The following is a 13,155-nucleotide window of genomic DNA, read 5'->3' as shown; positions in this document are numbered from 1 at the left end:
TCACATTTATGATCAATAAGTTACAGAGTATTATTCATTTTCTCCAACAAGCGGAGAAGTTAAAATCGACGCTGAGAACCGCTTGGACAGAAAGCGGTCGCCAAGAGAGTACCGCTGAACATACTTGGCGCCTTTCCTTACTGGCGATGTTGCTGACTGACGAATACCCGCAATTGGATAGCTTAAAAATACTCAAGCTGTGCATCATTCATGATCTTGCCGAAGCCGTCAGTGGTGATATTCCAGCGCCGTTGCAACATCGTGTCAGCAACAAAAGTGAGTTAGAGAAACAAGATCTACTGATCTTGATCGCCCCTCTTAAAGCTGCCCAACGAGAGGAACTACTCACTTTATGGACCGAGTATGACCAAATGAGCACAGATGAGGCTAGACTAGTTAAAGCGTTAGATAAGATTGAAACCATGCTTCAGCATAACCAAGGACAAAACCCTAGTGACTTCGATTACGCGTTTAACCTAACCTACGGCCAAAAACACACAGGCTATGATGATTTAACTACACAGCTTAGGCAGTTAGTTGATGTGGATACCTTACAACACGTCAAGGGAAGTATGGGTTAGTGCTCAATTAGGTATTTTCTCAATACACTAACCACTAGGTTATGGTCATCGAGTTGGGGAAGACCAGCAACGGTAATTGCTCCGACTACGCCACAGTGTTTGATGCGAACAGGGAATGAACCTCCATGGGCACAGTATTCAGTGGCGTCGATATGTGCTTGTAACTTGCATGGCATAACTAAATAGCACCTGACCAAAGCAAAAGATCTCTATTGCAACTGTGACAGATTGTTGCTCTGCGGCGTGTTTGATCGCGCAACCTATATCCCATGCCACCTTGTTGTTGAAGGTGTTAAACTGAAGCTCTTTCTCTTGAAAGAGCAGTATGATGTTGAATTGCTAATCATTGATTGTGATTAAAGAATAACGTGTTTCTTGAGTAAACCCTCCGCAGAAAGTCAAAGGGTTTACTGATTGAACCTATTGCGAATCACTATTCACTGTTGTGTTGGTCAAAAGTAAAAGCAGAGCTAGCATCGCACAAACGACGTAAACCAGTGAGACACGTGCAAGGTCTGCGCTATCAATGACATTAACAAAGACTGATGATATCAAAGACCCCACACCAAAGGTAATCGAGGTATAAAGCCCACTAGCGATACCAGAGATGTGTTTAAAATCTGCCAGAGCATTGGCTGGGCAACAACTAAGTAAAATGGTACAACCTACTGCAATAGGAGTCATTGGACCAATAAAGGCGTACCATGTGTTGGTACCGCTCATCGCGTACATTGTGCACCCTCCTACAATAATCAGTGAAAGTGCCAACCCGATTATAGTTCGAATGGTGAGATAGCTACTAAGCTTCGGAGCGGCAAAACTGATTACCATGAAAACAACTGCGATGATCATAAACATCTGACCAAACTCAACTTGTGAGGTGCCGAGCTTGCCTATCAGATAAGTTGGCGCCACTGTTAAGTAATAAATAAACAACATCTGGCCTGTTGCAGCGAAAAATAGGTAAGATCGAAAACGAACATTTTTGAGCACTTCCCAGTACCCTTTGATAGCCGAATTACTGCTTTCCTTGTTTTGTTGGCTGCCCAGTTTCTTACCATCGGCAGGTAGGCTAAATGCAATCCAAATGAGACTGACCAAACCTAGTATGGCCATTAGAGTAAATAGGTAAAGCCATGGATTGTTCTCAAGGATGTAGGCACCAAGTAGTGGGGCGCTAACCGGTATAAATGCAAGAATACCATTGAGGTAACTGTATGATTTATTGAGCTCCTCACCATCAAACCGCGTTCTAATTAAAGCGAAGATTGCGGTGAAACAAGCGCTGCCGCCAAAACTTTGTAAAGCTCGGTAGAACAAAAATGCAAAGGCACTCTCTGAATCAACAATAGCGATCATCAATGAAGCCATGGTATAGACAACTAATCCAATGATGGCAATCTTCTTTTTGCCTATTACGTCAGCAATCCCGCCCCAGACGAGTTGCCCAATTCCCCAGAAAAGCATGTAGACACTTATGGCTAAGGGGGGGATAGATGCGTTGTTGAAATACTCTCCAATTTGATACATGGCTGGAAGGAAAAAATCCAATCCCAATGGAAGTAGAGTAAAAAGAGGCAAACCAGCCAAAAGCGTAATTCCTACGCTTGGTTGTTTAGAGGTGTTTTGGACGGACGCAGTATTCATTGTAAAGTTCCTAAGGCTGCTTTTGTCGATTATCGGCAGAAAGGCAAATATTGATGGACCCTTTGGGCGGGGAAAAACACTAAAAGAGCTAGGATAGCTAGCTCATCTAAGTGGATATAGGTTGAAAAGGCTTTGTAAACAGCAAGTAAGCGGTGGCTGTTAAATATGCCATGGCTCAATGTTGGGGATTAACCTTCTAACGCGAACTCAGAAGCTTCGAAGGTTTTCATATCAACCCAGTCAAACCATGGGCGCGCTTGTTCGAAGTGTTCTGCCATATGGGGTGTTTGTAAATGCGTTTGAAGCGCTTCAAGCGTTTCCCATTCTTCATATAGAAACAGTATCGAGTCATCTTCGGCGGTTATGTTCTGCTGATATTTAATACAACCTTTTTCGGCGCGAACAGTGTCTGCAAGCTCAGTCATGTGGTCTAAAAAGGTTTGTTTAAATTCAGGTTTCACTTTTCCTGCTACGGTTACAATAATCATAGGTCTCTCCTGCATCATTCTTGTCGATGTAGAAGATTTTAAGTAACTTTTTGTTTCATAAAAATACAATAAATAGCAAAATGAATTTGTCACTTTTGGAAATAATAGGAAGATTCTATGAAGAGGCTTGATCCTAAATTGCTTCAAGTATTTGCTGATGTTGTTGATCAGGGTAGCTTTACGGGGGCCGCCGATGTGAGAGAGACCAATGTGTCCTACATCACGAGGCAGATAAAAAAGTTAGAGTCGGATCTAGGGGTGACATTACTCAATCGGTCAACACGGGCGCTCGGGTTAACAGACGCTGGCAGGCAAGCCTACGAGAGTGCAAGGCAAATTAACGAAATGGTTAAGAACGTGTCGAACATAGCTCAAGAGCAATCCAATGAACTCAGTGGCACTTTACGAATTACCAGTGCAGTTTATATAGGGAGAAAGTTTGTTTTTCCTATAGTAGAGCGTCTATGTGATCAATACCCGGGCATCAATATTGAGCTGGAGCTGGATGACCATCACGTCGACATTATTAAAGATCGTTTTGATATGGCGATTCGTGTTTGGAAACCGAAAAACATTGACCTGATTGGCCAAAAGTTACTCGATGTGCATATGTTGCTCGCTGCAAGTCCTGAGTTTGTTGCCCAATATGGGCAGCCCAAGTCCCTAGATGAGCTGAAGGATCTGCCTGCTATCGTTTATGGTCGTAAAGGGCACACCAACAAAGCCTTTAATTACCTTGATGAAGAAGGAAAAATGCACACCTTTGACATAAACGCAAATATTTGTATCAACGATGCAGAGCAGCTGAACATCTGTGTTGAAAGCGGCAAGCGTTTCTTTGTTCCAACAAACTTTATGGTTGCGGAGAAATTGAGAAAAGGTGAGTTGATTCAGCTATTACCAGAGCTACAGTTTCCGGTTGATGAGTCGATTTATGCCGTCTATCCCAATCGTGAGTTATCAAGAATTGGCAAAATGGTTATAGAGGAACTAAAGCAAGAACTTCAAGTGTGTAAGTTATAAAAACTGGCTCTATTTCTCCTTGTATGAATTTTTCTCATGATGTATTTGAAGTAATACCATTGTTCTTAGAATGTGAATCAACGTTATAAAGAAACCTACTCTTATATCTAGACAGAATTAAGCCTTTTGATCTCAGGGCTGTTGTAGAGCTTATTAGCCGCTGTCTAGAAAAATCAAAAAATAAAATGGAAAGAGTAGGAACTAAATCAGCTTTCATCTAAGGAAATAGGATACAGAACGTTATGAGCAAAGAATTCACATTTAGCATTAAGAGCCTCAGTCTTGATGAGAACTACAGCCCGTCAGACAGCACACGTATTACGACTAACTTCGCTAATTTAGCGAGAGGTGAGAGTCGTCAACAGAACCTGCGTAATGCGCTTAATATGATTGATAATAATTTCAATGCCCTCGCGCATTGGGATAACCCTAATGGCGACCGCTACTCTGTTGAGCTTGAAATCGTTTCGGTAGATATGGATATAGAAGCTGGCGCTGAAAGCTTTCCTTCGATTGAAGTTTTAAAGACCTACATTGTCGATCATAAAACGAATGAGCGTATTGAAGGCATTGTCGGTAACAACTTTTCTTCTTATGTTCGTGATTACGACTTTAGCGTTTTGCTCCTTGATCACAACAAAGATAAGCCTCAATTCACCATCCCAGAAGGTTTTGGTGATCTGCATGGCAAACTATTCAAGCATTTTGTTAATTCATCAACCTACAAGCAGAACTTCAAAAAGCGCCCAGTTATCTGTTTAAGCGTGTCGGATAACAAGACTTATCATCGCACGGAAAATCAGCACCCAGTGCTAGGTTATGAATATGAGCCAAATGAGTCTTCACTGACAGAACAGTATTTCCAGAAAATGGGTCTACAAGTCCGTTACTTCATGCCACCAAACAGTGTTGCTCCTTTTGCGTTCTACTTCTTTGGTGATCTGCTCAACGATTACACCAATTTAGAATTGATCAGCACGATCAGCACAATGGAAACGTTCCAAAAGATCTATCGTCCAGAGATCTACAACGCGAACGCGGTTGCGGGTAAATCTTACCAACCAAGCTTGAAGAACAGCGATCACTCTCTAACGCAAATTGTGTATGACCGAGAAGAACGTAGTCGACTGGCAATAGAGCAAGGGAAGTTTGCTCAAGAGCACTTCATCAAGCCGTATCAAACTGTGCTAGAGCAATGGTCTGCTAACTACGCTTAATAATGAGAAGAAATAAAAGCATGAAAACACTATTACCGACTTCTACGGCAGGAAGCCTGCCAAAACCTTCTTGGTTAGCTCAGCCAGAAACGCTTTGGTCACCTTGGAAACTGCAAGGTGCAGAATTAACAGATGGCAAACAAGATGCGCTTCGTTTGTCTTTGCAAGAACAGCAACATGCGGGCGTTGATATTGTCAGCGATGGTGAACAAACTCGCCAACACTTCGTTACGACATTTATCGAGCATCTAAGTGGCGTTGACTTTGAAAATCGCCAAACGGTAAAGATTCGTGATCGCTACGATGCAAGCGTTCCAACAGTCGTAGGGCCTGTGAGTCGTCAAAAGCCTGTGTTTGTTGAAGATGCTAAGTTTTTACGTCAGCAAACAGATAAGCCGATCAAGTGGGCGTTACCAGGTCCAATGACGATGATCGATACGCTTTATGATGACCATTACAAGAGCCGTGAAAAGCTCGCGTGGGAATTTGCCAAAATACTCAATCAAGAAGCGAAAGAGTTAGAGGCTGCTGGTGTCGATATTATCCAATTTGATGAGCCAGCATTTAATGTCTTCTTTGATGATGTGAATGATTGGGGCATCGCGTGTCTAGAAAGAGCCGTTGAAGGACTAAAATGTGAAACGGCGGTTCACATCTGTTACGGCTACGGCATCAAAGCAAATACAGATTGGAAGAAGACGCTGGGCACCGAATGGCGACAATATGAAGAAGTGTTTCCAAAGCTGCAGAAGTCTAACATTGATATCATTTCGTTAGAGTGTCATAACTCTCGTGTGCCGATTGAGCTGCTAGAGCTTATTCGCGGCAAAAAAGTGATGGTTGGGGCGATTGATGTTGCGACAGATAGCATTGAAACGGCTGAAGAAGTCGCAGAGACATTACGTGAAGCTCTAAAGTATGTTGATGCCGATAAGCTTTATCCGTGTACTAACTGCGGTATGGCGCCATTGTCTCGTGAAGTTGCTCGCGGAAAATTGAACGCCTTAAGTGCTGGAGCGGAACTAGTAAGGAAAGAGCTGTCTACATAAACATGCTAACAATGGGTCATTTGGCAGAGGTGTAAGAAAAGAAACCTCACTCAGTGACCCTTTGTTCTTCGATTGCCTCTATCAGCCTCAAGACAAAACATTGCGCTACTCGTTGTAGCTATTGGTTTCTTTATGTATTCATTCCAAGTGGTTGTCCAATTCTCTGAAGTAAAAAAAGCTGCCTAAAATACACAGGCAGCTGGTGCTAAAGTCGAACTCAGCTTCGACACGTTGGCAAATTTGCTAGCTAAAAGCAGGCAATGGATCCATGAAAATTTTGTAATTAGCGACTTTTTTGTTTTGGGTTAAGCGTAATGTACTTGTGACGGGAAGCTCCAAGGTTCGCCCATCGGGAAACTCATATTGCGCAATGGCTTCTACGCTAACGACCGGTCCCTGTTCCCAATCGCCTATCCAAATCCCTTCAATACTGTGTTTGATCGACGAGAATCGCTCATCCGCTGCTTTGAATGCAGCGATTACTGATTCGCCCCCCTCTGTTATAGGCAAGTTTGCCATCTGGAGTGTAATCTCTTCGCTGAAATACTGCTTAAGTGCTGTTGCATTTTGAGCATCTACAGCAGCAAAGAACATTACAGCGAAATCTTGAAGTTCTCTAGTGGTCATGTTGGCCTCGAATTAATCAGCGTATTGAAGAGACATTTGGGTGATTTTTCCTTCATCGTTCCACCAGTAGTGGTAATGAGCGACCCAAGAACTCCACTTCACTTCCGTTTTAGCGTAGCTAGGTTTTTGTTCGAGTATCGTTCTGTGTGCAAAGCTTTGCCCATAAGGAATTACCTCATTGAGGGCCCAGCGTCGAATTACATCTTTGCCTAAGAAATTACGCGATACGTCTATCATCACTGCGCCCTCTGCAAAACACGTCATATAAGCATCAATGTCTTTTGATTGAGTGCTGTTCTGATATCAGTCAATTGCCGTAGGCAATGGTTGTGCCGTTGCAGAGCCAGCTACCAAGAGTAGTGTCAGTATGTTGTATCTCATTTGTAGTTCCCTCTTTGGCTAGATGGATGAGGTAGGTGTTTGAGGTATAGATTAAGGGTTAATCGCTAGGCTTAATTGAAAAATACTGCTCTATCTTTGGTACTTTCTTGCCTGTTTAGCTCGAATGAGTAGATAACTTTATTGTTGTTAATTCAGATAAAAGTAAGTTGTCTTTTATTGTCTTGATAGCTTTTTACGCTTAATCAATATTGTTTATTGAAGCGTAATACCTATAGATAAAAGGGGAGAGTAATGACTTACAAGCGCGGATATGTTTTGGCTACCATTTTGTCACTATTTTCAGTTAGCACTTATGCGAGTAGTGAACCTGTTTGTAATAATCAGCAGATATGCGAACTTGGAACCGCCGCTGAAGCAGCCTTTTTTGCAGGTTGGGCTACAGGGGATTGGAGCGATTTTAGGAGTATGCTGAACCAAAATGATCTCGTTTTTCAATTTCCAGATGGTCCATTTAAAGGTCGTTCTTCCGGTGAAGAGGGTTACAAGAACATCAACCTCTGGATAGACCATCATATTGAAACAGAAAATCGAATCCATCAAAGCGAACGCAATTTAAGGTTTGGTCTCGATGATTGGTACTATTTTGCCGATGAAGCTACAGGGTATTTCTACGGTAAAGAATATGTAGGTAGCCATATGATCGGTTTTAGATTCACAGACGGAAAAATTGTTGAATATCGAGAGTATGTGGGAGACCTAACTCACTGGAAATAGTAGACACGTTTGCAATTATTGACTATTTCAGATTTCTTGGCACTTAACAACTGTACTAAGTGCCAATAACAACTCTATTCCTTCCTTGATTTTTGGCATCGTACAGCGCTCTATCGGCGCGTTCTATTAACCGTTCCCAATGCTCGTTGGCTAATAACTCACTGACACCAAAGCTAGCTGTACAGAACTCGCGGTTACTGGGTAACATCGTCGTACGTTCAATAACGTTTCGAAGCTTTTCAGCGACAACTTTGGCTTGGTTTTTGTTGGTTTCTGGAAGTAATACCAAAAACTCCTCTCCACCATAGCGAAATGAAAAGTCATTCTTTCGTGTTTCTATTCTAAGTATTCTGCCTATTGTTCTTAGAACATGGTCTCCCGCTTGGTGACCATACACATCATTGATTTGTTTGAATTTATCTATATCAATCAGTAAGACAGAAAGCGAGTGTTCAAAGCGTTGTGCCCGTGCCACTTCCTTGGGTGCAAACTCTTCAAGCGCCCTGCGGTTATAGAGTCGTGTTAGCTCATCCTTGAGTGATGAGTCGTAAATAGTGGCTACCAATCTCCCTGTCAGCATCCAAGTAATCGCAAAACCAATAAAAATGATCATCGCTATGATAGAGAGAAATGCGAGTTGCTGAACCCAATTCGCAACCATGAAGTCATCGATTTTGTCTTCAAAAGGAAGCATACCAAGGCGGAACAAGCCATAGGCGGCGTAAACAAGCATCCCCAAAGAGAGCAAACGTTTAGAAGGGGCTATATCCTCTTTGGTACCATGTTGGTTTGCATATATTGTCAGAAAGCTAAGCGCGGAAGTATATCCGGCCATTATGGCGATGCGGGCGTCCGTAGAAGATGAAAAGTAGGTGCAATAGGTGAGTAGAGTAATCACCACGGGGAGAGAGTAGTAGCCGTAGTTGGCTAGTGAGGCAGCGTAACCTCTTAGAAGGCAGACACCGTGCAAAATAAGAATAAAGCTTATTGATAGTATGGAGTTAGCCAAAATCTTGGAAACCCATAACGAGACCGTGTTACCAAAGCTCATCAGCATAAAACCAATGCCAAGCAGCATCAGTGCTAATGAAATTAAGTTGATTCCGCGAATTCGAGGCTGAAGAGTTTGAATCAAGGCGAGGCCAACACAGTAGGTCAACGACAATATGACGCAGACGACGGACAGCGTGGGAATATCTAACTCAATCAGCATAGTGACCTCAAAATGAATGCTACATTGAGTTTAGGTTATATTGATAAAATGCTAAATAAAAACCCCAGTAACTACTATCTAGCCACTGGGGTTAGTCGATAGGATTAGAGGAAGTGTTTACTTAACTGTCCACTTAATCTCTTCACCTGCGCGAATAGGCACAACGACATCACCGCCAAACGGCATCGTTTCTGCAACAGGCCAAGCTTCTTTGGTCAGTGTTACGGTATCTTGGTTACGAGGTACACCGTAAAAATCCGGACCGTTGTGGCTTGCAAATGCTTCAAGATTTTCTAATTTGCCCTCTAGCTCAAACACTTCAGTGTAAAGCTCTAATGCAGCGTGCGCTGTGTAAGAACCTGCACAGCCACAAGCGGCTTCTTTCATACCTTTAGCGTGTGGCGCTGAGTCTGTACCTAGGAAAAATTTCTTACTGCCGCTCGTCGCCGCTTCAATCAGAGCTTGCTGGTGGGTGTTGCGCTTAAGAATTGGCAGACAGTAGAAATGAGGCTTGATGCCGCCAACCAACATGTGATTGCGGTTGTAAAGTAAGTGGTGAGCAGTAATCGTCGCAGCAACATTGTCGTTGGCGTTTTTAACAAAGCTCGCTGCATCAGCAGTAGTAATATGCTCTAGAACAATCTTTAGATTTGGGAAGTCGTTAACGATTGGCGCAAGAACGGTATCTAAAAACTCTTTTTCACGGTCAAAAATATCGACATCGTGATGAGTCACCTCACCGTGAACCAGCAGTAACATTCCTACTTCTTGCATTGCTTCAAGAACGTGATAGATATTCTTCGCGTTGGTGACACCGGAGTCAGAGTTGGTAGTTGCGCCTGCAGGATAAAGCTTAGCGGCTACTACAGCACCAGACTCTTTTGCTTTACGGATCTCATCTGGAGTCGTGTTATCCGTTAGGTAAAGCGCCATTAGAGGTTCAAACTGCTCGCTTGGCTTCTCAGCCATAATGCGTTCGCGGTAAGCCAGTGCCATTTCGGTATTGGTAACAGGTGGGATGGTATTCGGCATGATTAGCGCGCGACCATTGTAGCGGCTAATGTCTCGCACAGTATCCTTTAGAACTTCACCATCGCGTAGATGAACATGCCAGTCGTCAGGACGTGTGATCGTAAGTGTTGTCATTATTGCTCCCACCATAATAAGAAGTTTGTCTGATTGGAGCCTAAACGGTGCGAAAACTGTGAAGGCAAACGCTTACGCTTAGGCGACAGGATGATAGAGCAAACCGATATGTATTTCATCCTCTTTTTTTGATGAAAGCCTTATTTGTCCAAGATTTGCACGTCAAATGTCTTTGCAAAGCGTTAGCTACCGCAAGCGAAAAGAGTATAATGCCTGCACAATAATTCCAGCTTAGGATAAGCAATGTCAGCTCCAACTCTTTCTCAAATCAATGTCTATCCGGTCAAGTCTGTGGGTGGTCTATCTCTCTCTACGGCTTGGGTGGAAAAGCAAGGTTTAATGTTTGACCGTCGATTTATGCTAGCTCTTTCCGACGGCTCAATGGTAACCGCTCGAAAATATCCACAGATGGTCAAAGTGCGTTCAAGCTTGTTACCTGATGGGGTGATATTTACCGCACAAGGCCAGTCGCCGCTAAGGGTTAGATATGCTGATTTTAAGATGCAAGAAGCGCCAGCCCAAGTGTGGAAAGATCACTTTGTCGCTTATACCACAACGGATGAAGCTGATGATTGGTTTAGTCAGGCACTGGGTCAACGTGTTGAGTTATTGTTTAGCGGCGAGCAATCTAACCGCGTACGAGAAAAGCTCGGCCACAACGTCAGTTTTGCCGATGGTTATCCAGTGCTCGTGATCAGCGAAGCATCATTATCAGAGCTAAACCGTCGCAGCCCAGAAGCTCACACTATGGATCAGTTTCGTACTAACCTTGTAGTGTCTGGCACGGAACCTTTTGGTGAAGATGGTTGGAAGCGCATTCGTGTTGGAGAGGTGGAGTTCGAAGCAGTAAAACCTTGTGAGCGCTGCATACTCACCACGGTAGACGTTGAAAAAGGAGAGTTGAGGACAAGCAAAGAGCCGCTGAATACGCTTTCCCAGTTCCGTGCTAACGAGCGTGGTGGTGTTTTCTTTGGACAAAACTTAGTCGCTAAAAATGAAGGCATGATTCATCAAGGCGATAAAATTGAAGTCTTGGAATACAAAGAAAAAGAGTTCTACCCAGACAATGCCCCTAAACAGTTGTTGATGACGTGTGTTGAAAGAGAGGAAATTGCCCGTGATTTCGTCACTTTCTGGCTTGAACCTCAGCATGGCGAACTGCCTATTTATCAACCTGGTCAGCATCTACCTATTTCGATTGAGATAGATGGTGAAAGTGTTGCCCGCCGATACACATTGTCTTCAAGCCCATCTCGCCCTGGGCGCTTAGCGATATCCGTTAAACGAATTGACGGCGGGCGTGTGTCAAACTGGGTCATCGACAATCTTAATATTGGCGATACTCTAACGTGTGAGCAGCCAGATGGGAGTTTCCATTTGGGAGAAAAACATGGACAGCCATTGTTACTACTATCGGCTGGTAGCGGTGTTACGCCGATGCTTTCTATGCTTCGTTATCTTTCAGATCACAATCAAGTCGAAGATGTGGTTTTCTATCATCAATGCAGCAGCGTAGAAGATATCCCATGCAAAGATGAGTTGGATGAGTTGCGACGTAAACATGATGGCTTGACCGTACTGTTTTCCCTTTCTCAAGCTCCGGACGATTGGTTTGGCCTAAAAGGTCGATTAACTCTTGCTCATCTAAAGCAGATTCGTGAGGTGGAACAGAGACAAGTGTTTGTCTGTGGCCCTGATGGCTTTATGCAGAAGGCTAAGAACTTATTGCTCAAGAAAGGTCTTCCTGAAAACAGTTACCATCAAGAAGCATTTGGTGTCAGCCAGACTTCTCAACAGCCATTGAAAGAGCTGACTTTGAGCGTAAATGGTCATGTGTTTGTTGGTAACAACCAAAAGACATTGCTTGAACAAGCAGAAGACGCAGGTGCACCGATAGCAAACAGTTGTCGAGCGGGTCTGTGCGGCGCATGTAAGGTAACAGTGGAATCTGGGAAAGTGCATCAACCGGATGTGCCAGCCCTGCAAGATCATGAGCGCCATATGGGTGTTGCACTCGCTTGTTGTTGTGTGCCAGAAACCGATATCGAAGTAGTCAGTTAATTTACCGCATAAGAAAAATCAGCCCCTAGTGATGGGGCTGATGTTTATTCTATAACACTTTGATTTCTTCCTAAGTGCTTAGCTTTGTATAGCGCATCATCGGCTCTGCGGTATAAATCAAGGAATTCGCTGTCATACGGTGAAAGTTGTGTTACCCCGCAACTCAGCGAAAAGGGTGATTCAACAATATTTAGCGGTGAGCTTAAAAACTGGCTTCGTAAACGCTCCGCAACTTCTAACGCTTCTTTCTCTTCCGTATTATTGAGCACGATTAAAAACTCTTCTCCACCAATTCGGCCACAGTGATCGGTTTTACGTAAATTACTGCGAATGATTTTCGCAAGCTCGACAATGACGTTGTCACCAAAATCATGGCCGAATGAGTCATTTACTTGTTTAAAGTGATCGATATCTATGATGATACAAGATAAAGGTAGCTCTTTATCTCTGGCTTGTTGGTAGGAAGAACCAAAGCACTGCCAGATCTTTCGGCGATTATAGAGCTTAGTTAATTCGTCAGTGTAGGCTTGCTCTGCGAGCTGCTCTCGAAGCTCTACTATGTCGGTGATATCGGTTGAAACGCCAATTAGGCCAATGACTTGTTTGGATTTGGAATGGATGATGGGTTGTTTGATTGCTCGATAAACACGAACACGGCCATCGTTGAGCGCTAGAGCACGCTCTTCATTAACCACTTTCTGACCGGAGTTAAAGACCATTTCGTCACTTTCTTTAATATCATTCAACATATCCGGTTGAAAAAACTCACGGTCAGTTTTGCCTTTTAAATTCTCTAGCGTAGTGCTGAATAAATCTAAAGTCAGCTGATTGGCATACAAGTATTCACCTTGGCGATTCTTGACGAAAACGTAAGAGCCAATTTCATTTAGAACAACTTCATGTAGCGTAAAATGGTTATGGTTGTATATCTGTTCGATATGCTCCAATTCGATCATTTGACCTCCAACTGAAATGAGGTCTAGCCAA

At 43.3% G+C, this 13,155-nt stretch carries 14 protein-coding genes; 6 read left to right on the top strand and 8 right to left on the bottom strand.

Annotated elements, in window-relative coordinates:
- Positions 1-8 precede the first annotated feature (8 nt).
- The gene (locus LYZ37_RS20930) at positions 9-581 is read left to right on the top strand and encodes an HD domain-containing protein (RefSeq protein ID WP_272787456.1); all 573 of its coding nucleotides are present in this window, start codon (positions 9-11) and stop codon (positions 579-581) included.
- On the opposite strand, the gene LYZ37_RS24340 is transcribed toward LYZ37_RS20930, so the two are convergent.
- From LYZ37_RS24340 to LYZ37_RS20915, 3 genes are all read right to left on the bottom strand, one after another.
- Positions 578-757, bottom strand: coding sequence for a heme-binding protein (locus LYZ37_RS24340; RefSeq protein ID WP_336314494.1), 180 nt, complete (start codon positions 755-757; stop codon positions 578-580). The two genes, LYZ37_RS20930 and LYZ37_RS24340, sit on opposite strands and share 4 nt — an antisense overlap.
- Before the next feature lie 244 nt (positions 758-1,001).
- Positions 1,002-2,228, bottom strand: a complete 1,227-nt coding sequence (locus tag LYZ37_RS20920; protein ID WP_272787455.1) for an MFS transporter — start codon at positions 2,226-2,228, stop codon at positions 1,002-1,004.
- 188 nt (positions 2,229-2,416) lie between these two features.
- Positions 2,417-2,716, bottom strand: a complete 300-nt coding sequence (locus tag LYZ37_RS20915; RefSeq protein WP_272787454.1) for a putative quinol monooxygenase — start codon at positions 2,714-2,716, stop codon at positions 2,417-2,419.
- Positions 2,717-2,833: 117 nt separating this feature from the next.
- Here LYZ37_RS20915 and LYZ37_RS20910 point away from each other — a divergent pair, with 117 nt between their 5' ends.
- The 3 genes from LYZ37_RS20910 (at position 2,834) to LYZ37_RS20900 (ending at position 6,005) form a co-directional block, all read left to right on the top strand.
- A complete protein-coding gene (locus tag LYZ37_RS20910; protein WP_272787453.1) occupies positions 2,834-3,739 on the top strand; it encodes a LysR family transcriptional regulator in 906 nt (301 codons plus the stop codon).
- 242 nt (positions 3,740-3,981) lie between these two features.
- Complete coding sequence (locus tag LYZ37_RS20905; RefSeq protein ID WP_272787452.1) at positions 3,982-4,956, top strand: DUF1852 domain-containing protein; 975 nt, start codon at positions 3,982-3,984, stop codon at positions 4,954-4,956.
- A gap of 20 nt (positions 4,957-4,976) precedes the next feature.
- On the top strand, positions 4,977-6,005 hold the full coding sequence (locus LYZ37_RS20900; RefSeq protein ID WP_272787451.1) for a methionine synthase: 1,029 nt from the start codon (positions 4,977-4,979) through the stop codon (positions 6,003-6,005).
- 243 nt (positions 6,006-6,248) lie between these two features.
- Here the strand turns inward: LYZ37_RS20900 and LYZ37_RS20895 are convergent, their stop codons facing one another.
- Positions 6,249-6,632 carry a nuclear transport factor 2 family protein gene (locus LYZ37_RS20895; RefSeq protein WP_272787450.1) on the bottom strand — a complete coding sequence of 128 codons (384 nt, stop codon included), beginning with the start codon at positions 6,630-6,632 and terminating at the stop codon, positions 6,249-6,251.
- A 12-nt stretch (positions 6,633-6,644) separates the two neighbouring features.
- Positions 6,645-6,896 (bottom strand): hypothetical protein, encoded by a 252-nt coding sequence (locus tag LYZ37_RS20890; protein ID WP_272787449.1) that lies wholly within the window; start codon positions 6,894-6,896, stop codon positions 6,645-6,647.
- Between the two features lie 369 nt (positions 6,897-7,265).
- Between LYZ37_RS20890 and LYZ37_RS20885 the strand changes: the two genes are divergently transcribed.
- Positions 7,266-7,748: a nuclear transport factor 2 family protein gene (locus tag LYZ37_RS20885; protein WP_272787448.1), complete on the top strand. Its 483-nt coding sequence runs from the start codon at positions 7,266-7,268 to the stop codon at positions 7,746-7,748.
- A 55-nt stretch (positions 7,749-7,803) separates the two neighbouring features.
- On the opposite strand, the gene LYZ37_RS20880 is transcribed toward LYZ37_RS20885, so the two are convergent.
- Both LYZ37_RS20880 and pyrC read right to left on the bottom strand, forming a co-directional pair.
- Positions 7,804-8,961, bottom strand: a complete 1,158-nt coding sequence (locus tag LYZ37_RS20880; protein ID WP_272787447.1) for a GGDEF domain-containing protein — start codon at positions 8,959-8,961, stop codon at positions 7,804-7,806.
- Between the two features lie 117 nt (positions 8,962-9,078).
- Positions 9,079-10,107: a dihydroorotase gene (gene pyrC / locus LYZ37_RS20875; RefSeq protein ID WP_272787446.1), complete on the bottom strand. Its 1,029-nt coding sequence runs from the start codon at positions 10,105-10,107 to the stop codon at positions 9,079-9,081.
- A 243-nt stretch (positions 10,108-10,350) separates the two neighbouring features.
- Here pyrC and LYZ37_RS20870 point away from each other — a divergent pair, with 243 nt between their 5' ends.
- Complete coding sequence (locus LYZ37_RS20870; protein WP_272787445.1) at positions 10,351-12,168, top strand: hybrid-cluster NAD(P)-dependent oxidoreductase; 1,818 nt, start codon at positions 10,351-10,353, stop codon at positions 12,166-12,168.
- A 44-nt stretch (positions 12,169-12,212) separates the two neighbouring features.
- Here LYZ37_RS20870 and LYZ37_RS20865 read toward each other — a convergent pair whose 3' ends face one another.
- Complete coding sequence (locus LYZ37_RS20865; protein WP_272787444.1) at positions 12,213-13,124, bottom strand: sensor domain-containing diguanylate cyclase; 912 nt, start codon at positions 13,122-13,124, stop codon at positions 12,213-12,215.
- Positions 13,125-13,155 lie beyond the last annotated feature (31 nt).

The sequence above is a fragment of the Vibrio tubiashii genome (assembly GCF_028551255.1).
Classification (GTDB): Bacteria; Pseudomonadota; Gammaproteobacteria; order Enterobacterales; family Vibrionaceae; genus Vibrio; species Vibrio tubiashii_B.
This window is presented reverse-complemented; position numbering and strand designations above follow the sequence as displayed.